The 26,762-nt window shown below is 65.2% G+C and carries 28 protein-coding genes and 1 tRNA gene; 17 read left to right on the top strand and 12 right to left on the bottom strand.

What is annotated here, in order from left to right; translation table 11 throughout:
• The first annotated feature begins 42 nt into the window (after nucleotides 1-42).
• From H7828_RS08705 to H7828_RS08670, 8 genes are all read left to right on the top strand, one after another.
• On the top strand, nucleotides 43-1,374 hold the full coding sequence (locus H7828_RS08705; protein WP_226780779.1) for a TRAP transporter large permease: 1,332 nt from the start codon (nucleotides 43-45) through the stop codon (nucleotides 1,372-1,374).
• 68 nt (nucleotides 1,375-1,442) lie between these two features.
• Nucleotides 1,443-2,399 (top strand): LacI family DNA-binding transcriptional regulator, encoded by a 957-nt coding sequence (locus H7828_RS08700; RefSeq protein ID WP_226780629.1) that lies wholly within the window; start codon nucleotides 1,443-1,445, stop codon nucleotides 2,397-2,399.
• 1 nt (nucleotide 2,400) lies between these two features.
• Nucleotides 2,401-3,420, top strand: a complete 1,020-nt coding sequence (locus H7828_RS08695; protein WP_226780628.1) for an ABC transporter substrate-binding protein — start codon at nucleotides 2,401-2,403, stop codon at nucleotides 3,418-3,420.
• 99 nt (nucleotides 3,421-3,519) lie between these two features.
• Nucleotides 3,520-4,350, top strand: a complete 831-nt coding sequence (locus tag H7828_RS08690) for an ABC transporter permease (protein WP_226780627.1) — start codon at nucleotides 3,520-3,522, stop codon at nucleotides 4,348-4,350.
• Nucleotides 4,347-5,126 (top strand): ABC transporter permease, encoded by a 780-nt coding sequence (locus tag H7828_RS08685; protein WP_226780626.1) that lies wholly within the window; start codon nucleotides 4,347-4,349, stop codon nucleotides 5,124-5,126. The genes H7828_RS08690 and H7828_RS08685 overlap by 4 nt, the downstream gene beginning before the upstream one ends.
• Nucleotides 5,119-6,078, top strand: a complete 960-nt coding sequence (locus H7828_RS08680) for an ABC transporter ATP-binding protein (RefSeq protein ID WP_226780625.1) — start codon at nucleotides 5,119-5,121, stop codon at nucleotides 6,076-6,078. Before H7828_RS08685 ends, H7828_RS08680 begins: the two co-directional genes overlap by 8 nt.
• 2 nt (nucleotides 6,079-6,080) lie before the next feature.
• Complete coding sequence (locus H7828_RS08675; protein ID WP_226780624.1) at nucleotides 6,081-6,962, top strand: nucleoside hydrolase; 882 nt, start codon at nucleotides 6,081-6,083, stop codon at nucleotides 6,960-6,962.
• Nucleotides 6,959-8,725: an adenine deaminase gene (locus H7828_RS08670; protein ID WP_226780623.1), complete on the top strand. Its 1,767-nt coding sequence runs from the start codon at nucleotides 6,959-6,961 to the stop codon at nucleotides 8,723-8,725. The genes H7828_RS08675 and H7828_RS08670 overlap by 4 nt, the downstream gene beginning before the upstream one ends.
• Here the strand turns inward: H7828_RS08670 and H7828_RS08665 are convergent.
• On the bottom strand, nucleotides 8,722-9,870 hold the full coding sequence (locus H7828_RS08665) for a M20 aminoacylase family protein (protein WP_226780622.1): 1,149 nt from the start codon (nucleotides 9,868-9,870) through the stop codon (nucleotides 8,722-8,724). The two genes, H7828_RS08670 and H7828_RS08665, sit on opposite strands and share 4 nt — an antisense overlap.
• 48 nt (nucleotides 9,871-9,918) lie before the next feature.
• Here H7828_RS08665 and H7828_RS08660 point away from each other — a divergent pair, with 48 nt between their 5' ends.
• A complete protein-coding gene (locus tag H7828_RS08660; RefSeq protein WP_226780621.1) occupies nucleotides 9,919-10,593 on the top strand; it encodes a phosphoribosyltransferase in 675 nt (224 codons plus the stop codon).
• A 3-nt stretch (nucleotides 10,594-10,596) separates the two neighbouring features.
• Here H7828_RS08660 and H7828_RS08655 read toward each other — a convergent pair whose 3' ends face one another.
• Nucleotides 10,597-11,010 (bottom strand): SufE family protein, encoded by a 414-nt coding sequence (locus H7828_RS08655; protein ID WP_226780620.1) that lies wholly within the window; start codon nucleotides 11,008-11,010, stop codon nucleotides 10,597-10,599.
• Between the two features lie 113 nt (nucleotides 11,011-11,123).
• Between H7828_RS08655 and H7828_RS08650 the strand changes: the two genes are divergently transcribed.
• The gene (locus H7828_RS08650) at nucleotides 11,124-11,597 is read left to right on the top strand and encodes a hypothetical protein (RefSeq protein WP_226780619.1); all 474 of its coding nucleotides are present in this window, start codon (nucleotides 11,124-11,126) and stop codon (nucleotides 11,595-11,597) included.
• 66 nt (nucleotides 11,598-11,663) lie between these two features.
• On the opposite strand, the gene rnd is transcribed toward H7828_RS08650, so the two are convergent.
• The 3 genes from rnd to purM form a co-directional block, all read right to left on the bottom strand.
• Nucleotides 11,664-12,827, bottom strand: a complete 1,164-nt coding sequence (gene rnd, locus H7828_RS08645) for a ribonuclease D (RefSeq protein WP_226780618.1) — start codon at nucleotides 12,825-12,827, stop codon at nucleotides 11,664-11,666.
• A 73-nt stretch (nucleotides 12,828-12,900) separates the two neighbouring features.
• On the bottom strand, nucleotides 12,901-13,494 hold the full coding sequence (gene purN / locus H7828_RS08640; protein ID WP_226780617.1) for a phosphoribosylglycinamide formyltransferase: 594 nt from the start codon (nucleotides 13,492-13,494) through the stop codon (nucleotides 12,901-12,903).
• Entirely contained in the window at nucleotides 13,491-14,537 is a 1,047-nt protein-coding gene (purM, locus tag H7828_RS08635) for a phosphoribosylformylglycinamidine cyclo-ligase (RefSeq protein ID WP_226780616.1), read from the bottom strand. The genes purN and purM overlap by 4 nt, the downstream gene beginning before the upstream one ends.
• Before the next feature lie 117 nt (nucleotides 14,538-14,654).
• On the opposite strand from purM, the gene H7828_RS08630 reads away from it, so the two are divergent.
• The 4 genes from H7828_RS08630 (at nucleotide 14,655) to H7828_RS08615 (ending at nucleotide 16,170) form a co-directional block, all read left to right on the top strand.
• On the top strand, nucleotides 14,655-14,897 hold the full coding sequence (locus tag H7828_RS08630) for a hypothetical protein (RefSeq protein WP_226780615.1): 243 nt from the start codon (nucleotides 14,655-14,657) through the stop codon (nucleotides 14,895-14,897).
• 34 nt (nucleotides 14,898-14,931) lie between these two features.
• A tRNA-Ile gene (locus tag H7828_RS08625) sits at nucleotides 14,932-15,008 on the top strand.
• Between the two features lie 355 nt (nucleotides 15,009-15,363).
• On the top strand, nucleotides 15,364-15,918 hold the full coding sequence (locus H7828_RS08620) for a DUF5131 family protein (protein WP_226780778.1): 555 nt from the start codon (nucleotides 15,364-15,366) through the stop codon (nucleotides 15,916-15,918).
• A gap of 9 nt (nucleotides 15,919-15,927) precedes the next feature.
• On the top strand, nucleotides 15,928-16,170 hold the full coding sequence (locus H7828_RS08615; protein ID WP_226780614.1) for a Hint domain-containing protein: 243 nt from the start codon (nucleotides 15,928-15,930) through the stop codon (nucleotides 16,168-16,170).
• 78 nt (nucleotides 16,171-16,248) lie between these two features.
• On the opposite strand, the gene H7828_RS08610 is transcribed toward H7828_RS08615, so the two are convergent.
• The 6 genes from H7828_RS08610 to H7828_RS08585 form a co-directional block, all read right to left on the bottom strand.
• Nucleotides 16,249-17,241 carry an ABC transporter permease gene (locus tag H7828_RS08610; RefSeq protein WP_226780613.1) on the bottom strand — a complete coding sequence of 331 codons (993 nt, stop codon included), beginning with the start codon at nucleotides 17,239-17,241 and terminating at the stop codon, nucleotides 16,249-16,251.
• On the bottom strand, nucleotides 17,238-18,737 hold the full coding sequence (locus H7828_RS08605) for a sugar ABC transporter ATP-binding protein (RefSeq protein WP_226780612.1): 1,500 nt from the start codon (nucleotides 18,735-18,737) through the stop codon (nucleotides 17,238-17,240). Before H7828_RS08605 ends, H7828_RS08610 begins: the two co-directional genes overlap by 4 nt.
• A 55-nt stretch (nucleotides 18,738-18,792) precedes the next feature.
• Nucleotides 18,793-19,716: a sugar ABC transporter substrate-binding protein gene (locus H7828_RS08600; protein ID WP_226780611.1), complete on the bottom strand. Its 924-nt coding sequence runs from the start codon at nucleotides 19,714-19,716 to the stop codon at nucleotides 18,793-18,795.
• A 121-nt stretch (nucleotides 19,717-19,837) separates the two neighbouring features.
• Nucleotides 19,838-20,161, bottom strand: coding sequence for a MocE family 2Fe-2S type ferredoxin (locus H7828_RS08595; protein WP_226780610.1), 324 nt, complete (start codon nucleotides 20,159-20,161; stop codon nucleotides 19,838-19,840).
• A gap of 18 nt (nucleotides 20,162-20,179) precedes the next feature.
• Nucleotides 20,180-21,298 carry a fatty acid desaturase family protein gene (locus H7828_RS08590; RefSeq protein ID WP_226780609.1) on the bottom strand — a complete coding sequence of 373 codons (1,119 nt, stop codon included), beginning with the start codon at nucleotides 21,296-21,298 and terminating at the stop codon, nucleotides 20,180-20,182.
• A gap of 2 nt (nucleotides 21,299-21,300) precedes the next feature.
• Nucleotides 21,301-22,179 carry an aldose epimerase family protein gene (locus H7828_RS08585; protein ID WP_226780608.1) on the bottom strand — a complete coding sequence of 293 codons (879 nt, stop codon included), beginning with the start codon at nucleotides 22,177-22,179 and terminating at the stop codon, nucleotides 21,301-21,303.
• Between the two features lie 543 nt (nucleotides 22,180-22,722).
• Here H7828_RS08585 and H7828_RS08580 point away from each other — a divergent pair.
• Complete coding sequence (locus tag H7828_RS08580) at nucleotides 22,723-23,562, top strand: helix-turn-helix domain-containing protein (protein ID WP_226780607.1); 840 nt, start codon at nucleotides 22,723-22,725, stop codon at nucleotides 23,560-23,562.
• Between the two features lie 55 nt (nucleotides 23,563-23,617).
• On the opposite strand, the gene rnk is transcribed toward H7828_RS08580, so the two are convergent.
• Nucleotides 23,618-24,052: a nucleoside diphosphate kinase regulator gene (rnk, locus tag H7828_RS08575; RefSeq protein WP_226780606.1), complete on the bottom strand. Its 435-nt coding sequence runs from the start codon at nucleotides 24,050-24,052 to the stop codon at nucleotides 23,618-23,620.
• A 437-nt stretch (nucleotides 24,053-24,489) separates the two neighbouring features.
• On the opposite strand from rnk, the gene H7828_RS08570 reads away from it, so the two are divergent.
• Complete coding sequence (locus tag H7828_RS08570; RefSeq protein WP_226780605.1) at nucleotides 24,490-24,906, top strand: SRPBCC family protein; 417 nt, start codon at nucleotides 24,490-24,492, stop codon at nucleotides 24,904-24,906.
• Between the two features lie 29 nt (nucleotides 24,907-24,935).
• Nucleotides 24,936-26,546: an alkaline phosphatase family protein gene (locus H7828_RS08565; protein WP_226780604.1), complete on the top strand. Its 1,611-nt coding sequence runs from the start codon at nucleotides 24,936-24,938 to the stop codon at nucleotides 26,544-26,546.
• The last annotated feature ends 216 nt before the right edge of the window (nucleotides 26,547-26,762 follow it).

Here is a 26,762-nt window from a genome sequence, read left to right as displayed (position 1 = left end):
GCCGCCGCCGTTCTGCTGGCCGCCTATGGTGCGGCGCAAATGATGACCGGGTTTGACCGTGACGCCGTGGCGCTGAAGATCGGGATCTTCCTTTTCGTGCTGTTCTTCCTGCTGGGCACCGGGCTTTGGGTGGGGCTGGCGCTGTTCGGGGTCGCCTATATCGGGATGATCGGTTTCACGACGCGCGATCCCGGGAATGCCATGATCATCACCGTATGGACCGGGGCCAGCAGTTGGACCCTGACCGCCCTGCCCCTGTTCATCTGGATGGGCGAAATCCTTTACCGCACAAGGCTTTCCGAGGATATGTTCAAGGGGCTGGCCCCCTGGATGGCGCGCATTCCCGGGGGGCTTCTGCACACCAATGTCGTCGGCTGCACCGTCTTTGCCGCCGTGTCGGGCAGTTCGGCCGCGACGCTGACCACCGTCGGCAAAATGTCCATCCCAGAGCTGCGCGCCCGCGGCTACCCCGAGTTCATGACCATTGGAACCCTTGCCGGCGCGGCCACCCTGGGGCTGATGATCCCGCCGTCGCTGACCCTGATCGTCTATGGCGTGACCGTGCGCGAAAGCATCACCAAGCTGTTCATGGCCGGTGTTCTTCCGGGCCTCGTGCTGGCGGGAATGTTCATGCTTTACATCGTCGCCTGGTATTTCCTGAAACCCCACCAGCGCCCCGAACCCGAAGCGAAAATCGGCTTTGTGGCCGCCCTGAAGAATTCGACCCTGCTGATCCCCGTGATCGCGCTGGTCTTTGTCGTCATCGGGTCGATGTACACCGGATACGCCACCGCGACCGAGGCGGCGGCCTTCGGGGTTGTCGGCGCGTTGGTGCTGGCGTTGCTCCAGGGCTCGCTTTCCCGCGAAAATTTCATCGAATCGCTGCTGGGCGCCACCCGCACCAGCGCGATGATCGCGCTGATCCTCATGGGCGCGGCTTTCCTGTCGCTGTCCATGGGCTTCACCGGTCTGCCGCGCGCCTTGGCCGCCTGGATCGCCACCTTCGATCTGTCGCCCATCGCCCTGATTGCCGCGCTGACCGTGTTCTACATCATCATCGGCATGTTTCTTGACGGGATCTCGGCGGTGGTGCTGACCATGGCGATCATCGAACCGATGATCCGCGCCGCGGGGATCGATCTTGTGTGGTTCGGCATCTTCATCGTGGTGGTGGTGGAAATGGCGCAGATCACGCCGCCCATCGGGTTCAACCTCTTCGTGCTGCAGGGCATGACGAAACACGACATCACCTATATCGCCCGCACCGCGATTCCGATGTTTGCGATCATGGTGGTGATGGTGGCGATCCTGGTGGCCTTTCCGGGGCTGGCGACCTGGCTGCCCGAACAACTGATGTCGGCCCCCACCCCCTGACGCAATCGCCGCTTGACAGAATCGCCCCCGGCAACGCAATTTGCTTTAACGATTAATCGGGGGATTTCGTGCAGCCACGCCTGCAAGACATCGCGAACGAACTGGGGGTTTCGGCCGCCACCGTGTCAAACGCGCTGACCGGGCGGGGCCGCGTGTCGCCTGCCCTGCGCGACCGGATTCGCGCCACCGCCCTTGCCATGGAGTATCGCCCCAGCCCCCAGGCCCGCGCCCTGCGCACGGGGCGCAGCGGGGTCATCGGGCTGGTGCTGCCCGATCTGTCGAACCCCCTGTTTCCGGCCATTGCCCAGGCGGTCGAATCCGCCGCCGCGGCCGCGGGGTTCGGCGTGCTGATCGCGGATTCGCGTGGCGACACCGGCACCCAGACCGACGCCCTGCGCCGACTTGAACGGCAGGGCGCCGACGGCATCGTCCTGGTGCCCCGGCGCGGCACGCGGCTGATGGCGATGGACCTGCCCGTCGCGGTGATCGACACCGCCTCGACCCCCGGCAACACCGCCGCATCGGACCATCGCGGCGGCGGCGCGCTGGCCGTCGCGCATCTGGCCGACCTGGGGCATCGCCACCTGCTGTTCCTGGGCGAAAGCCGCCAATCGCTGGTTCAAAGCGACCGGATCGCGGGGATGCGCGCGGCCCTGACGCCGCAGATGCAGGCCGAAACCCTGTGGCTTGAGGATGGCGGGGATATCGCCGCCACCCGGGCGACCGGCATCATCGCCACCTCTGATCTGCACGCCCTGACCGCGCTGACCACCCTGCACCGAAGCGGCCGTCGCGTGCCCGACGATGTCAGCGTGATCGGCTTCGACGACCACGCCTTCGGGCGCGCCATCACCCCCGCGCTGACCACCGTGGCCCAGGATACCCAGGCCATCGCCGGGGCCGCCATTGCCAGCCTTGCCGCCCAACTGGGCGGCGCCCCCGCCCCGCACGAGAGGATTTTTCCCATGACCCTCACAAGGCGCGGTTCAACCGCACCGGCCCCCAACCCCAACACGGAGACATGAGATGAAGAAACTGCTTTGCACCACCGCCGCGGCCCTGATCGCCACCGGCGCCCAGGCCCAGGACCGGACCCTGACCATTTCGGTTTATTCCTTCGCCCAAGACGAGTTCAAGGAACTGGTCTATGACCCCTTCGAGGCGATCTGCGATTGCGAACTTGTCGTGGAAACCGGCAACTCGGTCGAGCGTATGGCCAAGATCGAGGCCAACGCCGCCAGCCCGGTGATCGACATGGCCGTGGTGTCGACCCACGATGCCCTGGCCGCCGCCCGCAAGGGCCTGTTGCAGCCCATCGACGTGAGCAAGCTGGAAAGCTACGACAAGCTCTATGATCTGGCGAAAGATCCCATCGGCGACAACATGGCCGTCGGATATACCTTCTATGCCACCTCGATCGTCTATCGTTCCGACATGATCGACAGCGTCGATTCCTGGGCCGATCTGCTGGGCCCCGAACTGGCCGGCAACGTGGCCCTGCCCGATGTGACCACCAACCAGGGCCCGCCCACGCTGCACATGATCGGCAAGGCCATGGGCGACACCGACCCGTCGCTGGCCGCACCCATCCAGGCCGTGGCCGACCATGCCGACGACATCGTGACCTTCTATGTCCGCTCGTCCCAGCTGGCCCAGCTGATGCAGCAGGAAGAGATCTGGGCCGCCCCCGTGGGCCGCTTCGCCTGGGGTCAGTTCAAGGACAGCGGCTTGCCCCTGGCCTGGGCCACCCCGAAAGAGGGGCAGACCGGCGGCATGAACGTCATGGTCATGACCAAGGACAACGGAAACGAGGATCTGGCCCTTCAGTTCATGGATTTCTGGCTCTCCACCGACATCCAGAAGGCCCTGGCCGAAGCACTGGTCGACAGCCCGGCGAACGCCGAGGTCGAAGTGAGCGACGAAATCGCCGAGAACCTGACCTATGGTGCGGAAACCGCCAACAGCCTCGATCTGATCCCGGCCGACGTGATCCTGGACCAGCGCGAGAACTGGCTGGCCGAATGGAACGCGAAGGTGTTGCAGTAACCCTCCCGGTCAGCCCCCCAAGGCGGGGGCTGGCCACCCTGACGGTCAGGCGGGTGATCCCGCCGGTGCCGCAGCCAAGCATCTGAAAAGACAGAAACCATGTTTGAAAACCGCGCCGTCGGCCTTGCCCTGACCCTGCCCGCCGCCCTTTTCGCGGCGGCGCTGTTCATCCTGCCCGTGGGCATCCTGCTGTCCGAGGCGTTTCAGGGCGAAAACGGGTTCTCGGTTCAGGCCTACATCGATTTCTTCAGCTCCGGGCGCAACCAGACGGTGTTCTGGCGCACCCTGAAACTGGCCGCCTTCGTGGCCGGCGTTTCGGCGGTGATCGGCTATGCCGCGGCCTTCTGCATCGTGTCGCTGCCGCCCACCTCGCGCGGGCGGATGTTCGGGCTTGTCACCCTGCCGCTGATGATCTCGCCGGTGGCGCGCACCTATGCCTGGCTGGTGATCCTGGGGCGCACAGGTTTTGTCAACGCCATCCTCGTGGACATCGGCATCATGGACACACCCGCCCGCATCCTGTTCACCGAAACCGCCGTCTTCATCGGGCTGTTGCAACTGTTCCTGCCGCTGATGATCATTTCGCTGGTCAGCGCGATGGAGAACATGCCGCGTGACGCCATTCCCGCCGCCCGCATCCTGGGCGCGAACTGGTTCCAGGTCTTCACCCGCGTGATCCTGCCCCTGACCCGCGAGGGGCTGGTGATCGGCGGAACGCTGGTCTTCACGGGGTCGATGACCGCCTATATCACCCCCGCCATCCTGGGCGGCAGCAAGGTTCTGATGCTGGAAACGCTGCTTTACCAGCGCGTAACCGTGGCCAATGATTTCGTGGCCGCCAGCGTGATCGCCATGATCCTGATCGTCATGGCCTTTTCCGCCAACCTTCTTCTGAAACGCATCGCCACCGCACGAAAGACCCGCGCATGAACAACCGCCTTGCCACATGGGTCATCCTGGGGCTGACCCTGACGTTCCTGATCGGCCCCTTCCTCATCATCATCGCCGCCGCGCTTTCGGCGGGCAACACCCTGGCCTTCCCGCCCCAGGGGATCAGCCTGAAATGGTTCATCAAGGTGTTTCAGGTCGACAGCTTTCGCATGTCCTTTGGCGTGTCGATGTTCCTGGCGATCTTCGGCACCCTCACCGCCCTGCTGCTGGGCATTCCGGCCAGCTATGGCATGGCGCGCTACAAGGTGCCGGGCGCGGAATTCGTGCGCCTTGTCGTCTCGTCTCCGATCATCGTGCCGGGCATCATCGTCGGCCTTGCGCTGCTGCGCTATCTGGTGATTCCCACGGGCGTCGGGATCGGGCCGGCGCTGTTCATGGCCCATACCGCGCTGGTGCTGCCCTATGCGGTGCGCGTGGTGTCGGCCAGCATGGAGAACCTGCGCGTCGACATGGAGGAAGCCGCCCTTCTGCTGGGCTGTACCCGCTTCACCGCCTTCCTGCGCATCGTGCTGCCCAACATCAAGGGCGGCGTGCTGGCCGCCTTCATCCTGGGCTTTGTCACCTCGTTCAATCAGGTGCCCGTGTCGCTGTTCCTTTCGGGGCCGGGCCTGCGCACCCTTCCCATCGACATGATCGCCTACATGGAAATCAACTATGACCCGTCGGTGGCGGCGCTGTCGGCCCTGCTGGCCGCGCTTTCGATCGCCATCATCTTTGCCGCCGAAAAATTCCTGGGGTTCTCCCGCTATGTCTGACTTCCTCAATATCTCCGACCTTACCCTTGCCTACGGGCGCACCGTGGCCGTCGAGAAGATGAACCTGGCCATCGCCAAGGGCGAACTTGTCGCGCTGCTGGGGCCTTCGGGCTGCGGCAAGACGACGACGATGCGCGCCATCGCCGGGCTGCTGACGCCGGTGGCGGGCAGCATTACGATCGACGGGCGCGACGTCACCCGCCTGGCCCCGGCCAAGCGCGAGGTGGGCCTGATGTTCCAATCCTACGCCCTGTTTCCGCACCTGACGCTTTACGACAACGTGGCCTTCGGGCTGCGCCTGCGCCGCGATCCCGATCTTGACGCCAAGGTGCGCGCGGGGCTGGAAACCGTGGGCCTGGCCAAATTCGCCACCCGGATGCCGGCCGACCTTTCGGGCGGTCAGCAACAGCGCGTGGCCCTGGCCCGCAGCCTGGTGATGCAGCCCAAGGTTCTGCTGCTGGATGAACCGCTTTCGAATCTCGACGCAAGGCTGCGCCTTGAAATGCGGGTCGAACTGCAGCGGGTTCAGCAGGAAACCGGCGTCACCATGGTTTTCGTCACCCACGACCAGTCCGAGGCGATGGGACTGGCCGACCGGATCGTGCTGATGCGCGGCGGGGCCATCGAACAGATCGCCACCCCGGAAGAGATCTATTCGGCGCCGCGCACCACCTTCGCCGCCGATTTCCTGGGCTTCGAAACGATCCTGCCCATCGAAGGCGAGAACCGGTCCATGGCCTGGCGTCCCTCGGCGGTGGTGCTGGGCGAAGGCCCGCACGAGGGCACGGTGCGCGGTGTCGCCTTCGCCGGAGAGCGGCGCGAATATGTCGTCGAGTCGGCCATCGGGATGGTCAAGGTCGACATGCCCGCGTCCGACACGGTCTATCGCATCGGCCAGCCCGTGCGCTTCGATCTGCCGAAAGACCGCGCCGTCATCGTGGAAAACAGCTGAGCATGGGCATCTGGATCGACACCGACATGGGCGTGGACGATCTTTTCGCCGTCCTGCTGGCCCTGCGCCACGCCACGGTCGATGGCATCTCGCTGACCTTTGGCAATGCACCGCTGCCCCAAGTGGCCGCGAATGCCGCCGGGGCGATGGCCGTTTTCGGCTGGTCCACCCCCATCAGCATGGGCGCGGAACGCGCGGTTCTGGGGGGGCTTGAGACCGCCCAGCGTATCCTGGGCGACAGCGGGATGCCCACGCGCGGACTGTCCCTGCCGCCGGTCAATGCGCAATTTCCGCCCGCCGTTCCCGCCCTGGCCCGCTGGCTGAAGGGCCAGGACGACGCGCAGATCCTGGCCCTTGGGCCGCTCACCAATCTTGCCACCCTGGCGCTGGCACATCCCGACCTTCTGGACCGGATCGGGCGGATCACCTGGATGGGCGGCGCCGTGGGTGCGGGCAACCACACCGCCAGCGCCGAATTCAACGCCTATGCCGACCCCGAGGCGCTGGCGATCTTGCTGGCCCGCGACGTGCCGATCACCATGGTCGATCTGGACATCTGCCGCCAGGTGCAGATTTCCGAGGATGACGTCACCGCCGCCACCGATCCGCTGCTGCGCGACCTGCTGGGCGGCTATCTTGACATCGCCCTGTCGCGGGGGCGTCCGTCGATGGCGCTGTACGATCCGGTGGCCGCCGCCGCCCTGCTGCGCCCCGATCTCTTCGATGCCGCGCCGGTGCATCTGGCGGTCGAACTTTGCGGCCAGCATACCCGCGGGCGCACCGTGACCGACCGGCGCGGCGCCGAGGGCCAGCTCGCCCACATCCTGCCCGGTTGCGATGCCAAGGCGGTGCATGCGCTCTGCATGTCGGTTTTCACCCCATGACGCGCGAGCCTGACGATTTGAACGATGCCGCCCTGCGCGACCGCGCCGTCGCCGCCGCACGGGGCGACGCGCCATTCGATCTGCTGATTACCGGTGCAACGCTGGTCGATGTGATCACGGGCGAATTGCGCCCGGCCGACATCGGATGTACCGGCGCACTGATTGCTTCGGTCCACCCTAAAGGTAGCCGCAAGGACGCCTTGGAAACCATTGACGCGACAGGATTGTTCGCAACACCGGGCCTGATCGACGCGCATATGCATGTCGAATCCAGCATGGTCACGCCCGAAATCTATGCCGCTGCCGTTCTGCCCCGTGGTGTCACAACCGTGGTATGGGACCCGCATGAGTTCGCCAATGTCGCGGGCCTGAACGGCATGGCCTATGCCATTGATTGCGCGAAGGATTCACCGCTTCGCATCCTCACGCTGGCGCCATCCTGTGTGCCCTCGGCCCCAGGATATGAAACGGCAGGCGCGGATTTTACTTCAGAAACTCTGTCCAACATATTGTCGAGTAACGATATTCATGGTCTGGCCGAGGTCATGGACATGGCCGCCGTCACCAGCCGCGCCCCCCGCATGCGAGCGATCCTGCAAGCCGCGCTGGAATCCGGCAAGAACATCAACGGCCACGCCCGCAGTCTGACCGGCTCCGATCTGCAAGCCTATGTTTCCGCAGGCGTTTCCTCGGATCACGAGCTGACTTCGGGCGAGGACCTGCTGGAAAAACTGCGCGCGGGCCTTTGGGTTGAGATGCGCGGATCGCACGATCACCTTCTTCCCGAATTCGTTGAGGCGCTGAAAACCCTTCCTCAACAGCCATCGACGCTAACCCTTTGCACCGACGATGTCTTTCCTGACGATCTTCACCGTTCCGGGGGCCTTGACGATGTGCTGCGCCGCCTGGTGCGCTATGGCATGGCGCCCATCGATGCCCTGCGCGCGGCCACCCATAACGCCGCCCAGCGGCTGCGCCGCGCCGACCTGGGGGTCGTGGCCCCCGGCCGGCGCGCCGACGTTGTGCTGTTCGAGGATCTGGAGGGATTCACCGCCCGCCATGTGCTGCGCGATGGCGCCTTGGTGAAAGAGGTGCCACAGGGCAAACCCATCCCGACCCAACTCTCGAGAACCTGCGATATTTCAAGTCTCAATGCCGCGAACTTCATGCTTCGCGCGAAGGGGCCGAAGGTGAGGATTGCCACCATCGACCAGCCCCGTTTCACCCGCTGGGGGGAAACCACGCTGGCGGTTGATGCGGGCACCGTCATGCTGCCCGCCGATCACACCCGGATTGCCGTGATCCATCGTCATGGCATGCACCCCGCCACCCCATCGCTGGGCGTGCTGCGGGGCTGGGGTACATGGCGCGGGGCCTTTGCCACCACCGTCAGCCACGACAGCCACAACCTGACCGTCTTTGGCCACGATCCCGAGGATATGGCGCTGGCGGCGAATACTCTGATCGAGGCGGGCGGCGGAATGGTGGCAACGTCGCGCGGCAAGGTGTTGGCATTGCTGCCCTTACCCGTCGCCGGCCTTGTGTCGGACCACCCCCTGGCCGAGGTGGGCGAGGCCTTCGCCGCCGTGCGTTCGGCCATGGACCGCGTGGTTGACTGGCAACCGCCCTACCTGGTGTTCAAGGCCCTGGTGGGCGCAACGCTGGCCTGCAACGCCGGGCCGCACCAGACCGACCTTGGCACGGCCGATCCGCAAGGCGGGCGGCTTCTGCGCTCGCCCATCCTCGAGGATGGCTTAGCTTAGGTCAGCGCCTCGCGCGCGACGGCGGCCCAGAAGGCGATGCCCGTGGGCAGCGCCTGATCGTTGAAATCATACCCGGTGTTGTGGTGCAGCGCGCCATCCACCGCCGGGCCGTTGCCCAGCCAGACATAGGCACCCGGCGCCTCTTGCCCGAAGAAGGCGAAATCATCGCCCGCGGTCGAGGGCGGAAAATCCGTGATCACATTGTCGCTGACCGACTGTGCCGCGCGCAAGGCGATCTCCGTGGCGCCGGCATCGTTCACCACCGGCGGAATGCGGCGGATATAATCATACTCGGCCGTAACCCCCATGGCGCTGGCAATCCCGTGGGCCAGGCGGCCGATCTCATGCTCAAGCTGATCGCGTACTTCGGGGGTATAGGCCCGGGCGGTGCCGCCGATTTCCACGAAGTCGGGAATGACGTTCAGCGCGTTGGGGTCGCCCGCCCGCAGGGAACAGGCGCTGATCACGCTGGGTTGCAGCGGGTCCACCACCCGGCCCGGGATGGTCTGGAGCGCCGACAGGAACTGTCCCGCCGCCGTCACCGGATCGCGGCCCAGGTGCGGCTTGGCGCCGTGGGTGCCGATGCCGCGAAAGGTCAGCCGCCAACTGTCGGAACTGGCCAGTTGCGGGCCGACCACCACCGCCATCTGATCGGGCGCCAGGCCGGGCATGTTGTGCAGGCCGAAGACCATATCGCAGGGGAAACGTTCGAACAGCCCCGCCTCGACCATGGCCTTTGCCCCGCCGCGCCCTTCCTCGGCGGGCTGGAAGATGAAATGCACCGTTCCGGCGGGCGGATCGGCGGCCAGAACCTCGGCCGCGCCCAGAAGCAGCGTGGTGTGCCCGTCATGGCCGCAGGCGTGCATCTTGCCGGGGGTTTCGCTGGCATAGGGCAGACCGCTGGTTTCGGGCATGGCCAGCGCGTCCATGTCGGCGCGCAGCCCCACCGAGCGGCCATTCCCGCGCAGGGTGGCGACAACGCCGGTTCCGGCGATGCCGGTTTCCACCTCAAGCCCGAGGGCGCGCAGCCGTTCGGCGACGATCCCCGCGGTGCGGTGTTCCTCGAACCCCAGTTCGGGGTGGCGGTGCAGATCGCGGCGCAGGGCGGTCAGGGCGGCGATGTCGGGTTGGGCTGGCTGTTGCATGGCTGCGATGATAGCGTCGCCGCGCAGGCGGGAACAAGAGGAACACCCATGCAGCCCCATGATTTCTGGCAGGAATTTTCCGACAGCGCCCCGGTCGCGCCCTATACCGACCGGTTTCCGGCGCATCTGCCGGACGGGCGCATCCTGACCCTGCCGATCCGCGCCCTGGGCGACACGGGCAATGCCATCGCCTCGCTGATTCTCAACCAGAGCAGTTTCGAGGTGGAGGGCGCGCTGGCCGGGATGCTGGCCGAAAAGCTGCACGCGACGGCCCCCGAGGTGATCGTCGGCCTGCCGACCCTTGGGTTGTCGCTGGCCCGCCTTGTGGCGCAGCGGCTGGGCCATCGCCGCTTTGTCGCCCTGGGGACATCGCGCAAGTTCTGGTACGATCCCGACCTTTCGGTGCCGATGCGTTCGATCACCAGCCCCGGCGCCGAAAAGCGGCTTTACGTCGATCCGCGCATGGTGCCCCTGCTGGCAGGCAAGCGGGTGGTGCTGATCGACGATGTGATCTCAAGCGGCACGTCGATCTGTGCCGGGCTGGCGGCGCTGGCGCTGATCGGGGTGACGCCGGTGGCCGTGGGGGCGGCGATGCTGCAGACCCGCCGCTGGCACGATCGGATCGGCGCGGATTATCCCGATGTGCCCGACCGGGTGATGGGCGCCTTCACCTCGCCACTGCTGAAGCGGCAGGGCGATGGCTGGATCGAGGACGAGGGTTAGGCGTCAGGCCGCCAGCGTGCGAATCCGTTCGACCATGGCGCGCACCCCGTTTGAACGTTGCGAGGACAAGTGATCGTGCAGGCCCAGACGGCCAAGTTCCTGCATGGCATCGACGGCGCGCACCTGGTCCAGCGTCAGGCCCGAATAAAGCGCGCGGAGGATGGCGATCAGCCCCTTCACGATCATCGCATCGCTATCGCCATCGAAGGTCAGGACGGCATCGCGCCCCTCGCCCTCGACCGAGGGCACCAGCCAGACCTGGCTGGCGCAGCCCTCGACCTTGGTGGCCGGAATCTTCAGGTCGTCGTCCATGGGCGGCAGGGCGCGGCCCAGTTCGATCACGTGGCGATAGCGGTCTTCCCAGTCGTCCAGAAACTCGAAGGTTTCGGCGATGTCCTCGAATGCGGCGGTGGCCATGGCAGTCCTCTCATGTCACACCCTTGGGTAAGCAACGTGCGCGGTGGGGACAAGGCTTTTCAACCCCGCCGGTTTGGTGCTAACCCACTGACAGGTTGGGGAAGGATACGGCCATGGCACGGACGCTGATCGCGACGGTTCTGATCTTGGGCACTTTGGCGGGTTGCGGTCGGGTGGCCGAATCGCGCCTGAACCCGTTCAACTGGTTCGGCAGCAGCCGCTCCGAGGCGACGCTGGCCCCCGAGGGCGGCTATGGCGAGATCGACCAGGACCTGCGCCGCCTGATGGATCAGGTCAGCGCGCTGAACGTCGAGAAGACGCCGGGCGGGGCCATCATCCGCGCCACCGGCCTGCCGCCCGAACAGGGCTACTATGACGGCGAACTGGTGTCGGTCAGCGATGACAAGCCGGTCGATGGCGTGCTGGAATACCAGTTCCGCGTGCGCCCGCCGCTGCGCCCCAACCGCGCCTCGACCCCGCAATCGCGCGAAGTGGTCGTCGGGCTGTTCGTAACCAACCAGGCGCTGGACGGCGTGCGCGAAATCCGCGTGGTGGCGGCGCGCAATACCCGCGCGGTGCGCCGCTAGGCCGTCAGCCTGCCGCTGAAACGATGACGCGCGCCCCCGGCGCATGATCTGCCGGGGCGCCGGATATCAGCGCTTGATCTCGAAAACCTCGACGCTTTGCCCCTTGGCCACAAGGCCGACCTCGCCGTTGCACAGGCGCAGGGCATCGTTGCCGAACACCTTCTTGCGCCAGCCGCGCAGCGCCTGGGCGTCGCGTTCGCCCCCGGCGATGGCATCCAGATCGGCCGATGTCGCGATCAGCTTGCTGGCCACGCCCGCGGTTTCCGATTTCGCCTTCAGCAGCACGCGCAGCAGGTCGGCGATGGCCGGGTTGACCTGCGCCTTGTCGCGCCCCGCTTCGGGCTTGGGGAACGTCTTTGGATCGGCCGCCTGCCCTGCCGCGACCGCCGCCAGGATGCCATCGGCAATCGGCCCCTTGCGGGCATCGCGCAGCAAGAGGCGTGAACGCCCCAGGTCCTGCACCGTGGCAGGCTTGGTCGAGGCCAGTTCAAGCAGGGCGTCATCCTTGTAGACGCGCGTGCGGGGGATGTTGTTGTCGCGGGCATAGGCCTCGCGGAACTGGGCCAGCTCCTTGACGATGGCCATGAAACGCCCCGAATTGGTGCGGGTCTTCACCCGGCGCCAGGCCTCGGGCGGATCGACGGTATAGGTCGACGGATCGGTGAGCACGCCAAGCTCTTCCTCGACCCATTCGGTGCGGCCCGATTTCTTCAGCTCGGCAGCAAGATATTCGTAGATGTCGCGCAGGTGGGTGACATCGGCCAGGGCATAGGTTTTCTGCGCATCGGTCAGCGGACGGCGCGACCAGTCGGTAAAGCGCGAGGTCTTGTCCAGGCTTTCGCGGGCGATCTTGCGCACCAGGGTTTCATAGCCCACCTGTTCACCGAACCCGCAGACCATGGCGGCGACCTGAGTGTCGAACAGCGGTTCGGGAAACACGTTGCCTTCGACAAAGAAGATCTCGAGATCCTGGCGCGCGGCGTGAAACACCTTCACGACCGAGGTGTCGCGGAACAGATCGTAAAGCGGTTCAAGCGACAGCCCGTCGACCAGGGGGTCGACCAGAACTGCGTCTTCCTCGGCGTCACCCGGCACGGCCATCTGGATCAGGCACAGCTTGGAATAATAGGTGCGTTCGCGCAGGAACTCGGTGTCGATGGTGACATAGGGGTGTGCGCGGGCGCGGGTGCAGAATTCTGCCAGCGCTTCGGTTGTGGTGATGGTGATCATTCGGGTGGTATTTATCCGTTGTTATGCCCCGCCTGCCCCCGTTGATAGGCAATCGCGCGGAAAAAGAAAACCCTCAGCCCAGGGTCACGGGCGTGGCATCCCCTGCGGCGAACCGGGCCAGGACAGCCGGGTAAAGGCGGTGTTCGGCCGTCAGCACCCGCGCGGCCAGGGATTGCGCCGTATCGTCGGAGCGCACCGGCACCGTGGCCTGGCCGCGGATCGGGCCATCGTCAAGTTCCGCCGTCACCTCGTGAACCGTGCAGCCGGCGACAGTGTCGCCCGCCGCGATGGCGCGGGCATGGGTGTTCAGCCCGCGGTATTTTGGCAGAAGCGAGGGGTGGATGTTCAGCATCCGCCCCTCCCACCGCGCGATGAAACCCGGCGTCAGGATGCGCATGAACCCGGCAAGGCACAGGATGTCGGGGCGGGCCGCGATCAGCTTTTCGTGCAGGGCATCCTCGAAGGCGGCGCGGTCGCCGCGAAAGGGGCGGTGATCGACCGCCGCCGTCGCCACGCCCAACTCCTGCGCGCGGGTCAGCCCACCGGCCGCCGGGTCGTTCGATGCCACCAGCACCGGGCGCGCGGGGTGATCGCCGGTCATGCTGCGCACCAGCGCAACCATGTTCGACCCGCCACCCGACAGCAGGATCGCGACGCGCCTGCTCACGCCCAGGCGCCGGTGTAGGTCACGCCCTGCCCTTCGCGCACCTCGCCCAGCCGGCAGACGGTTTCGCCTGCCGCCACCAGAAGATCGGTCAGTTTCTCGGCGTGATCGGCCTGAACCACCAGCACCATGCCGATGCCGCAGTTGAAGGTCTTGAGCATTTCGCCGGTCGCGATCCCGCCGGTTTCGGCCAGCCAGCGATAGACCGGCGGCAGCGCCCATGCGCCCAGGTCAACCTCGGCGCCCAGACCTTCGGGCAGGACGCGCGGCAGGTTCTCGGTCAGCCCGCCACCGGTGATATGCGCCAGACCATGCACGCCGCCTTCGCGGATCGCGCCCAGCACCGGGCGAACGTAAAGCCGCGTCGGCGTCAGCAGGGCCGCGCCAAGGGATCCGTCGGCAAAGGGGGCATCGGCCTCCCAACCCAGGCCCGACAGTTCGACGATCCGGCGCACCAGCGAATAGCCGTTGGAATGCACCCCGTCCGAGGCCAGCCCCAGCAGAACATCGCCCGCCCGCACATCGGCCGGCAGGGCCGTGCCACGCTCCATCGCGCCGACGGCGAAACCGGCCAGGTCGAAATCGCCGCCGTGGTACATGCCCGGCATTTCTGCCGTCTCGCCGCCGATCAGCGCACAGCCCGACTGCGCACAGCCCGTGGCGATGCCTTCCACCACCCGGGCGGCGTTTTCCACGTCCAGCTTGCCGGTGGCGAAATAGTCGAGGAAGAACAGAGGCTCGGCCCCCTGGCAGATCAGATCGTTGACGCACATCGCCACCAAGTCGATTCCCACGCCATCCACATGGCCGGTGTCGATCGCGATGCGCAGCTTGGTGCCCACCCCATCGGTCGCGGCCACCAGCACCGGGTCCGAGAAACCGGCCGCCTTCAGGTCGAACAATCCGCCAAAGCCGCCAAGCCCCGCCATCACCCCGGGGCGGTCGGTGCTTTTCGCCGCGGGTTTGATCCGGTCCACCAGGGCATTGCCCGCGTCGATATCCACACCCGCCGCCGCATAGGTCAGCCCGTTCTTGCCCGATGTCATGCCGATTTGCCCTCAAATGAACTGAGGGCCGGATAAACGATCCGCCGCCCACGCGCAACGCGGATGGAACCGACGACGCTCACAAAGTCTTAACGTTGTGAACGTAAAGGATACGACATGTTGAACCTGACCGTCCTTATCGCCTTTTCCACCGGCCTTGTCACGGCCGACGCGGTGACATTCGTCCAGCCCTCGGTCGCGCCCCCGGCCCAGGTGGAAAGCCTGCGCGCCATGGCCGAAATCGACAATGACCCGGCCACCTTCACGGATGAGGAACAGCGCAAGCTCGCCGTGCTCGAGTCTGTCCTCGGCACATCACCCATCGCCCCTGCAAACGACCTGGCCGCGCTTGGGTCTTGACCGGCGGGCTCGCTCTGCTAATGCACGGTGAGGCGGGCCTGTAGCTCAATTGGTTAGAGCAGAGCGCTCATAACGCTTTGGTTGCGGGTTCAAGTCCTGCCGGGCCTACCATTTTTCCCGTATCATATTGTTTTCATTGCGATGAATTGCCCCACGCGGGGGTAAATTCACCTGGAATGGAATCAATGGGTTGCACCGCTGATTGCCCACCGATTCGAAGACAGGCCACTGTTTTCGTGGGGCTGTACCGCACCCAGCCTTCGCGCCGCGTTCCCCTTTTTCACCTCGTTTCGTTCACGTTCATAGCCGTTCGGCGATGCTGAAACCTGTACGCGCAACGGAAACCCGCGCGGGGTGCGCGTGATGGCGGAAAACAGCGGCACCAAGTGGACAATCCACATGTTCAACCCGTGGATCGGCTTCACCAAGGCCGGCGCGGACACACACGAAGACATGGGGCAACCCGATCAAGTGTAACCGTCAGAACGAAGGAGCGTCGGATCGCCCACGTGTGATCGTCGCTTCACTGGCGGATGTGTTCGACAATCACAAGAGCAGAGCCCCATCATGGCGGCGCGAGCTTTGGGCGCTGATCCGGCATTGTCCGAACCTTGATTGTCTCATGCTTGCCAAGGGTCCTCAGAACATTGCCAAGATGCTGCCTGACGATTGGGGCGGTGGATACCCGAATGTCTGGCTTGGTGCGACCGTTGAGAGCCAGAAGGAGGCCGACCGGCTGGCGCACCTTCCCGCCGTCCCTGCCGTGGCACACTTCTTGAGCATGGAGCCGCTTCTTGGCCCGGTTGACCTGTCCGCGCATATCGACAGGCTGGAATGGGTCATAACCGGAGGCGAGAATGGGGCGCATTACCGGCCCGTCGATCCCGACGGGTTTCGGATGCTTCGCGACCAGTGCGCCGCCGCTGACGTGCCGTTCCTGTTCAAGCAGTGGGAAGGACGCAACCAGCGTGAAATCAAGGCGAAAGGCCGGGCACTGGATGGCGTTGTGCATGACGGATAAACCCACTTCATGTTCGCGGGGCATGAAGTGGTGAACGCGGCCGGCGCGCTTACCGAGAGCCTTTTCACCGGGCCACAGGCCATAAAATCCGTATCGCGCGAAGCGCGGGAAGAGATATTTTCGTTGTTTCCCGGTCTTCGCAAGGATGACGCCGTCGCCGTCCCGGCAGCAAGAATTGTCGAGCGTGCAAAAGAGGTGAAGGAGCTGCTGCACAGGTCGAACAAGAACGGCGTTCCGCTGGTCGTGGCATAGGTGCCTTGGCGCACGCGGGCCGGGGCCGAAGGGGAGCGGCGGGCGGGCACCCCTTGGGAAACCCGCCCGGCGCGGGCGTCAGCCCGACTTGCCCTGACGGTTGATCAGCTGGTCCAGCGCAACGGCGGCCAGCAGGACCGAGCCCTTTACCACCCACTGGACGTATTCGTTGATGTTCAGCAGGATCATCCCGTTTGCCAGAACACCCATGATCAGCACACCGGCCAGCACGCCGGTCAGCCGCCCCACCCCGCCGAAGATCGAAACGCCGCCCAGCACGACCGCCGTGATGATATCAAGCTCATAGCCCTCGCCCCCCTTGGGCTGACCCGAGTTGACCCGCGCCATGAGCACGATACCGGCAAAGGCCGCCAGGGTGCCGCTGAGGGCATAGACCTTGTATTTCAACCACTTGACGTTGACCCCCGACAGGCGCGCAGCCTCTTCGTTGCCCCCCACGCCGTAAACCTCGCGCCCGAAGCGGGTATGGGTCAGCACGATGTGCCCGAAGGCCAGTGTCGCCGCCATGAGGATGACCGGAACCGGGATGCCGAAGACATAGCCCTGCCCCAGGAACTTCAGCGTGTCGGGCACACCATAGACCGGCAGGCCCCCGCCGATGATGTAGGAGACACCGCGAAAGGTGGTCATCAGCCCCAGCGTGGTGATCAGCGGCGGAATGCCCGCTTCGTTGATGATGAACCCTGCAATCAGCCCGGCCAGAAGCCCGAAGGCCAGCGCCGCCGCCACCGCCACCACCACGGGAAAACCGGCAGCGGTCAGGGTGGCGCAGGTCATGCCCGCCACGCCGATCACCGAGCCGACCGACAGGTCTATCCCGCCGGTCAGCAGAACGAAGGTCAGCCCCACGGCGCAGATCCCGATGATCGACACCTGGCGCAGCACGTTCAGGAGGTTCGCGCTGCTCAGGAACACGTCGCTGCTGATGGTGAAGAACACCACGAGGATCAGCAGCGCGAAATAGATGCCGTATTGCGCCAGCCGGGCCACGATGGCGCGCCGCCGATCTCCGCCCTGTGGCACCGGTCCTGCCGTCGTCTCCGTGCTCATGCTGTCTCTCCCATCATCTCAAGACCCGAGGCGAGGCGCAGCACGCGCTCCTGGTCGAATTCGTCTTTTGAAAGTTCCCCCGCGACCCGGCCTTCGGCCAGCACGAGAATGCGGTCGGACATGCCCAGAAGCTCGGGCATCTCGGATGAAATCATGATGATCGCGGCACCCCTGTCGGACAGGCGGCGCATGAGGGCATAGATTTCCTCTTTCGCGCCCACGTCGATGCCGCGTGTCGGTTCGTCGAAGATCAGAACCCGGCTTTCGGTCAGCAACCACTTGGCCAGAACCACCTTCTGCTGGTTCCCGCCGGACAGGCGGCCCACAAGCTGTTCAAGGGTCGGCGTCTTGATGCGCAGCTGATCGCAGAGCTTTTGCGCCGCCGCCCGTTCGGCACGGGCATCGGCCAGAAGACCGGGCGACACCCGCGAGAGGGCCGCGAAAACCGCGTTGAAGGTCACCGACTGGTTCAGCAGCACGCCCTGGCTTTTCCGGTCTTCCGGGATCAGCCCGATTCCGGCGGCGATGGCATCGCGTGGCGAACGGATCTGCGCCACCTTGCCATCGACGATCACCTCGCCCGCGTCGCGTTTGTCGGCTCCGAAGACCAGGCGCGCGGTTTCCGTGCGCCCTGCCCCCACCAGCCCCGCCAGCCCGAGGATTTCACCGGCCCGCACCTTGAAGCTGACACCATGCACCTTGGGCGACGACAGGCCCCGCGCCTCAAGCAGAACCTCGCCCTGCTGCGCGGTCGAGACGGGGTGATCGTGGATCACCTCGCGGCCCACCATCTGGCGCACCAGCTCGGCCTCGGTGGTGTCGGCGGTGTCCACCGTGCTGACAAGATCGCCGTCGCGCAGCACCGTGACGCGGTCGCAAAGGTCGAAGACCTCTTTCAGGCGGTGCGAGATATAGATGATGGTGACGCCCCGCGCCTTCAATTTGGCCACCACCTTGTAAAGGAAACCCACCTCGCGGTTGGTCAGGGGCGCGGTGGGTTCGTCCATGATCAGCACGCGGATGTTGCGCGACACCGATTTGGCCAGTTCCACCAGTTGCTGATGGCCCACTGAAAGGCTGCGCGCGGGCGCGCGGGGTGAAATATCGGTGCCCAGATCCTTGAGGATGCGGGCGGTTTCCTCTTCCATGGCGCGCCGGTCGATCATGCCGCCCTTCGTGATCTGGCGGCCGAAAAACACGTTCTCGGCCACGGTCAGATCGGGAAACAGCGAAAATTCCTGATAGATCGCAGCGATCCCGCGCGACAGCGTGCCAGCCGGATCGTGGCCCAGCACGTCTTCGCCATCCAGGATCACGGCGCCTGCATCGGCGCGCACCGCCCCCGTGATCAGCTTGATCAGCGTCGATTTGCCCGCGCCGTTTTCGCCCAGCAGGGCATGAACCTCGCCCTTGCGGAACGACAGGTCAAACGGTTTGAGAGCGGCAACCCCCGGATAGCTTTTGGAAAGCTGCTTCAATTCAAGAATGGACGTCATTCTGGCCCTTCCGCAGATTTGGCCGCCGACAGGGTGCCGGCGGCCGGGGGTCGGCTTAGTTGGCCGACAGGGTTTCGGCGGTGACGGGCACCATGTCCTGCACGATCATGTCGGCCACGGGGCCGGATTCGATCACGCGGATTGCCAGGTCGATGGCCGATTTGCCCGCTTCGACCGGTGCGATGTCGACGGTGGCCTTGTACATGCCGCCATCGCGCATCCGCGCCAGTGCCTCGGGGGTGGCATCCAGGCCGAACAGCGCGAACTCTTCGGTGGGAACGCCCATGCCAGCCAGGGCCTCGTAGGCGCCCAGCACGCCCGCGTCGTTGATGCCGGCCACGACGCGCACGTTGGGGTGGGCCTGCATGATCGCCTCGATGGCGGCGGCCCCGGTTTCGGGCGTGGCGGCGGATTGTTCGGCCACGACCTTCGCCTCGGGGGCGATTTCCAGGATGCCGTCGCGGATGCCTTCGCCGCGCAGGATCACCGGCGCCAGTTCCGGATAGGTAAGGATCGCAACTTCGGCCTGGCCGCCCATGTTGTCGACGATGTACTGGCCCGCGATCCGGCCGATGGACAGGCCGTATTCCCGTTCGTCAAGGCCAAGGAAGGCGTCCGAACCGGGCACGCCCTGGGCCACGCTGATCATCGGTATGCTGTTCATCTTCACCTGGTCGACCAGCGGTTCCAGCGCGCGGGGGTCGATGGGCGACACGAGGATCGCATCCATCTGCTGAACGATGAAGTTCTCGATGGCCGAGACCTGGCTGGCGGGGTCGGATTTGCCGTCATGGATGGTCAGCGCGATGCCCAGTTCGTCGGCACGCTGCTTCATCCCGTCGGTCAGGGCGATGAAATAGGGGTTGGTGAGGTCGATGGCGGTATAGCCCATCTTCCGGTCCTGGGCGGCCAGCGGCCCCGCCAGGGCGCTGGTTGCCAGCGCGATTGCGGCGGCCTTTGCGAGTGTCTTCAGCATCATGTCCAAACTCCTCCTTCTGGATCGATGTTTTCCGTGTCGTGTGGTGGTGTCTTGTGCCGTCACCTTCGGGTGCCGGACGTGTTCTTGCGGCAAGGGCCCCGCCCAGGGGGCCGTGCGGGCCCTATCCGGCCTGGTCCGGCATGACCTGAATGCGCCCCCCTTCGATACGGGCGGGATAGGTCGCCAGCGCCTCGCAGACCGGGGCGCGCAGGGGTGCGCCGCTGCGGTAGTCGAACAGCCCGTTATGCTTGGGGCATTCGATCTCGTGGTCCATCACCATCCCGTCGGCCAGGTGCACCTGTTCGTGGGTGCACAGCCCGTCGGTGGCGTAGACCGCGCCATCCGGGGCGCGATAGATGGCAAAGGTGCGCCCGTCGTGATCCCAGCGCATGACATCCTCGTGCTCGATGTCATCGGCGTCGCACACATCGATCCAGTCGCCCATGTCACTTTCCCCCGGCACTCACGCCGTTGCCCGCTCGGGGATCGCCTGGTGCAGATCCTCGCGATAGGGCCGCGCGGTTTCGGGCAGGTCGCGGCGCAGGTAATAGCCCGGCTCGCGGCGCTGGCGCAGGATGGCGCGCACCATGTCGCGATAGGCCACCCAGATCGAGGGGTCGGGCTCGGGGAGGTCGTGCTTGACGATCTCGTGCAGTTGGGGAAGCGCGTGATAGGGCACCATGGGGAACATGTGGTGTTCGACATGATAGTTCATGTTCCAATAGATCCAGCGGCTGATCGGGTTCATGTAGACCGTCCGCGAATTCAGCCGGTGATCCAGAACATCCTCGGCCAGGCCGCCATGCTGGAGCAGTCCGGTCATGACCATGTGCCAGCAGCCATAGATGCGGGGAAGCCCGATAACCATGAAGGGGATCAGCGACGCCCAGCCCATGCCCGACAGCAACATGCCCAGCGCGACAAGGGCGGTGGCAACATAGATGGCCAGGTGAATCCGCGCGACCATGATCGACTTGGGCCATTCGGATTCGGGGGTATAGTTCTGTTCGTCCGGTGAAAGGCTGCCCATGGCGTTGCGCGTGATGGCCTTGAAGTACCTCCACACCTCGACGACACCGACATAGGCCAGCGACTTCAGCGCAAGGTTGACGGGATGCATCCAGGCAATCTCGGCGTCGCGGCCGACGATGATGGTGTCGGTGTGGTGGCGCGCATGGCTCCAGCGCCAGTTGATCGGGTTGCGCATCACCTGGAACGACGCGATGTGATAGACGACATCGTTCATCCAGCGGGTGCGGAAGGCCGTGCCATGGCCGCATTCATGCCAGCGCGAATCGCAGGCCGAACCGTAAAGCACGCCATAGGCGATCCAGAACGGCACGCACCACCAGCTGCCCCAGAAATAGATGCCCCCTGCCGCGGTCAGCACATGCAGTACCGCCCAGAGGATCGTGTCGCGCATGGCCGGCCCGTCGCTGCGCGCCATCAGCGCCTTCATCTGCTTGCGCGGAATTTCGGTGTGATACCATTCCGCAGCGACCAGCCCGGCCTCGGCCGCCTGGCGCGCGCTTTCGCCGGTCAGCGAATAGTCGCGCCGTTCCACCTTCGGCTTCTTCGTCATCGTCATTCTCCTTGTTCCGCGTCCAGCAGCGACAGCCCGACCGGCCATTCATGGGTCTGGCCCGGGGCCAGCCAACGTTCCTGGCCCAGCGCCAGGGCACCGGCCAGATCGTCGGCTTCTCCGGTTGTCGGTTCGATCGCGACCTGAACCAGCGGTTTGTTCTTGTCGGGCCAGCCCCCGTAGTCAAGCCACAGGCCCAGCGCCGGAACATCTGCGCCGGCCCAATCGAAACGCAGCCCGCCGTCGCGCCCGATGATCGCCGCCGATGCCAACCCGGGCGTCGGCGCATAGGCCTTGAGGACATAGCCTTCGGAAAGTTCGCCCACCATGGTCAGGTCGCGGGTGGGATGATGCGGCCAGTCAAAGGCGCTGTCGCCCCCCTGCATCCTGCCCTGCCCGGCCAAAACGATCCGGTCGCCCTCGCGGGGCGACAGAACGCAATGCTGGCTCCAGAGATAGGGCAGCGGCCTGTCGGATTGAGAGGTGACAGCGTAGGCGGCCGTGACCACCGCGCCCTTCACGCTCAGCCGGCGGGAAAAGCGCACACCTTCGCCGGTAAAGACCGTCTCAAGGTGCTGCGGCCCCGCGTCGGCCACAGCCCAGGGCCGCCCCCAGAGCATGCCGTGATCGCGCAGCCGCTTGCCCCAGTCCGCGTTCTCGCAGGACAGGACGGTTGGAAAGCACTCGTCCCAGCCACGCGATTCGTCGCCCAGGAACACCACGTCGTCAGACACGTCATTGCATCGTGCGCCTTCAAGCAGCCATTGCCGGCCGCTTGCGCGATCGGTCAGCGCAAGAACCCGCGCCCCGAAGGCCGGATCGACCGTCAGCGCGACACGGTCGGTCTTCAGTTCATGCACATCGGAGGTTCCAGCCGTCATGACGTCACAGCTCCGACGAAGGGGGGCAGTTGCGTGCGACAACTGGCGCAGTTTGCCAAAGCGCAGTCGTATGAGAGGTTGGAAAAAGTCGGGATGCCGCAGTTGGCCGTGTCGGGCGCAAAGCGCCGGTCGCTGTTCGGTACATCATGCCCTCCCCCTGTCGCATGCCCCGGTGTCCAACCGTGGTTTGACGACGATAAGGCCGATCACACGACACCGGAATAAAGCCATGTTCCGATGACCTTCGATATTGTCCTGCCCCACTCCTCATTGAAACAGGCGGGGATCGGGGGCCAAAGCCCGCCCAGATGGCAACCGACCTTCCCGCAACCCTAACGCCGGCGGCGACGCCCGCCCTGCGATCATCCGCCGATATGCAAGCATGGAAGGCTCTCGCGCCTATTCAAGCGGTCGGCGCCCGGTTCCAGAAGACAGAACCGCCCGGTTGCCAGCCCCGCAGCGCGGTGCGACTATGGAGATATCCGCATGCGCTCGTGTTTCGCGCATCAGTGGCCCGGGCCAAACAACAGGGAAGTTGCGAATATGCGTATCGTGCCGTTCGAACCTTCACCGCTGAAGGGTACGATTCTGGGCGATCTCCAGGTTCAGGGCGTCGGACAGACGCGCGCCCTGCGCCCCGAAGGCACCCGGGATTGGCTGATGGCCTGTACGCTTTCCGGGCTGGGTTATGTCCAGGTGGATGGTGAGGAAACCATAATGCGGCGCGGTTCGCTGCTGTTGATCGCGCCGGGTACGCGGCATGATTACGGCCACCTGCACGAAGACGGCGCCTGGCGTGACATCTGGGTGCATTTCCACCCGCGCGCGCACTGGCTTCCCTGGCTGGTCTGGCCGCAACTGGGCCGGGGCACGATGCTGCTGGATGTCAGCGAGGCCCTTGATGAAATCGAGGTGGAAATGCACCGGATGCTGGAGTGTTTCCGATCCGCCTCGCGGCTCAGCGACGATCTTGCGCTCAACCATCTGGAAAGGGTAATCCTGCTGTGCGACGGGCTGAACCCTCTGCAAAAGACGGTGGGCCTTGACCCGCGCATCCGTCAATCGCTGGATATCGTCGCCGAACGCTTCGATCAGCCGCTGAGCGTTAAGGCGCTCAGCCGTGAGGTGGGGATGTCGCGGTCGCGCTTCACCATCCTGTTCAGCGAACAGATGGCCATGTCACCCCAGGCCTATATCGAAAGTGTGCGGCTGGACCGCGCGGCACAGTTCCTGCGCATGTCGCGCCTTGGGATCGCCCAGGTGGCCGAACGCACGGGGTTCAGCAACGCCTATTACTTTTCAACCCGGTTTCGCCGTCGCCACGGCGTGCCCCCCACGCAATACCGCGAAAGCGTGGACGAGGCCGGCCGACCCACCCTGTGACAAGGCAGGCCGCCCGGCCCGGTTGTGACGGGGCGCCCTGCCCCGCATCGCGCGCTCAGGCTTCGCCACCCGGTTGTTCGACGCGAACCACCGTCAGCATCCGGCGCTGGTTGTCGCGCGTGTCCCAGTGAAACTCGGCCCCTTCCGGCAACCCCAGAAGCGCCACGCCGATGGGTGTCATCACCGAAATCCGCTGGCACGAGATATCCGCCTTTTCAGGATAGACCAGGGTCACGGTCTTCTCCTGCTTGGTGGTTTCGTCGCGATAGGTGACCAGGCTGCCGATGGTGATGACATTGGCGGGCATCTTGGCGGGCTTGACGATGCGCGCGCGGGCGATCTCATCCTGCAAACGCTCGGCCAGGGCGGGGTTCGAATTCCATGCCCCTTCGGCCAGCCCTTCGATATGGGCCAGTTCATCGGCGTTGATCACGATCTTGGGGCGGCGGGTCGTGCGTTTCTTCACGCTTTCGGTTGTCTGCTGGTTCACTTGCGGAACTCCTTGAATAACGGTGGTTTGAAATGTCCGGGCGGTCGCCGCCGAACCCGGATCGGCGGGGTTCTGGTTTCGGCCCTTTGGGCAATTGTCAGGTCTTGGTCGATGGGGGTCGGCGCTGCACATCGTTGGCTTGCCGCGGGGCGGCGTTGCGGTGTCAGTGATGTGTGAAGAAGGAACCCCGGGAAGTGCGCCGGGCGCAAATGCGCCTATACCGCCCGGGGATAGGGGCGGTTCAGCAAGGGAAATCGAAATTGGTTTGCATGAGCCTTCATGCCTTGAATGTAGGAACGCCCATCCCCCCTGTCAATCGTCGCCGCGGGCCCCAACAGGCGCCGATCCGCCCCATGCGAATCCATGCTTGCCGTCGCGTCGCTTTCGCCCCACCCTGCCCGCCGTGAAGAACGCCCCGACCGCCAAGGAATGACCCGATGACCCAGGACAGAATCACCGTCGAAACCACCGTCGCCGCACCGATCGAAACGGTCTGGGGCGCCTATACCACCCCCGAGGACATCACCCGCTGGAACCAGGCCTCGGACGATTGGCACTGCCCCTCGGCCAGCGTGGATCTGCGCGAGGGCGGCGCGTTTTCATCCCGGATGGAAGCGAAAGACGGCAGCATGGGCTTCGATTTTGCCGGAACCTATACCCGGATCGTCGAACACCGCCTGATCGAGTACAGCTTCGGCGAGCGTAGCGCGACGGTCGAATTCCTGCCCCAGGACGGGGGCGTCGTCGTGCGGGTCAGCTTTGACCCCGAAGACGAATTTCCTCTGGACCAGCAGCGCGACGGCTGGCAGGCGATCCTTGGCAACTTCAGGGCCCACGTCGAAGGGGCGGCATGACGCGATTGCCCCGGCCGCAGGAGTGACCAATGCCGCACAAGAACATCCTTTTCATCATGTGCGATCAGCTGCGCCACGATTATCTTGGCTGCACCGGGCATCCACATATCAAGACGCCCCATATCGATGCCCTGGCGGCGCGCGGTGTCAGGTTTGACCGGGCCTATGTGCAATCGCCCATCTGCGGGCCGTCGCGCATGTCGTTCTATACCGGGCGCTATTGCCGTTCGCACGGCGCAACCTGGAACAACTTTCCCCTGCGCGCCGGTGAAATGACGCTGGGCGATCACCTTGAGCCGCTGGGCCTGCGCACGGCCCTTTGCGGCAAGACACACATGGCCGCCGACATCGCCGGGATGCAACGCCTGGGGATCGACCCCGAGTCCGACAAGGGGCGGCGCATCGCCGAATGCGGGTTCGAGGTCTGGGACAGGCTGGACGGATTGCACCCCGACGGCGGCCCCCAGCCCAGCCACTACAACAGCCACCTGCGCGATGCCGGCTTCGAAGCCGACAACCCCTGGCACGACTGGGCCAATGCCGCGCAGGGCGACGACGGCCTTGCCTCGGGCTGGTTGATGGAAAACGCCGACAAGCCCGCCCGCGTGGACGAGCGTCATTCCGAAACCCCTTATACCACCACCCGCGCGATGGAGTTCATCGAAGAGGCCGCCGACAGATCGTGGTGCCTGCATCTGAGCTATATCAAGCCCCACTGGCCCTACATCGCCCCGCCCCCGTATCACGACATGTATGGCGCCGATGATGTGATCCCGGTCAACCGCGACCCCGCCGAACGTGACGGCGCCCACCCCGTGCTTGCCGCTTATCACCAGCACCGCTTCAGCCAGGCCTTCAGCCGCGACGAGGTGCGCGAAAGGGTCATCCCGGCCTACATGGGGCTGATCACCCAGATCGACGATCAGATCGGGCGGCTGATGGCCTTTCTCGACGAAAAGGGGCTGACCGACGAAACGCTGATCGTCTTCACCTCGGACCATGGCGATTACCTGGGCGATCACTGGCTGGGCGAGAAAGAGCTGTTTCACGATGCCTCGGCGCGCATTCCGATGATCCTGGTCGATCCCTCGGCGCAGGCCGACGCCACCCGTGGCCAGGTCTGCGATCACCTGGTCGAGGCGATCGACCTTCTGCCCACCTTCACCGACTGGGCCGGGGGCGCGCCAGAGCCGCATATCCTTGAAGGGCGCTCGCTCCTGCCGCTCCTGCGCGGCGAAAGGCCCGAATGGCGCCAGCATGTGTTCAGCGAATATGATTATTCGGCGCGGCGGGCCCGCAAGATCCTGGATCAGCCCATCGGCGACTGCCGCCTTGTCATGGTCTTCGACGGGCGCTGGAAGATGGTGCATGCCGAAGGCTTCCGCCCCATGCTTCACGATCTGGAAACCGACCCGCAGGAACTGCACGACCGGGGCGACGATCCGGCCTGCGCCGATCACATCGCCCGGCTGACCGACGCGATGAACGCCTGGGCGCGGGGCCATCACAACCGTGTCACCATCAGCGATGAATCCATCGCCGCCCGCGCGGGGGGTGAACTGCGCCGGGGCTACATCATCGGCTTTTGGGATCAGAACGAACTCGACGAGGGCCGCAGGCTGGGCGAAAGCGGCAACTGAGCTGCGCTGCGGCGGCGCAAACGTGGCTTTCTCACCACCCTCGGCAGAGTTTGGCCGAGGCCGGAAATGCCCTGTGGCCTTTCCTCCACAGGGCTGGCAAATGGCGCGGCACTGCCCAAAAGTCGCCCAAATTCACTGCAAAGCTGAACGAACTCGACCTACCGGCTTAACGCAGGAGTAAGAAATGCCCACACCGAATCAGACCCCCGCCCAAGA

The sequence above is a fragment of the Oceaniglobus trochenteri genome (genome assembly GCF_020529025.1).
In the GTDB taxonomy this organism is placed as follows: Bacteria; Pseudomonadota; Alphaproteobacteria; order Rhodobacterales; family Rhodobacteraceae; genus Oceaniglobus; species Oceaniglobus trochenteri.
The sequence above is the reverse complement of the archived record's forward strand: the minus strand, read 5'-3'. Positions and strand labels throughout refer to the sequence as shown.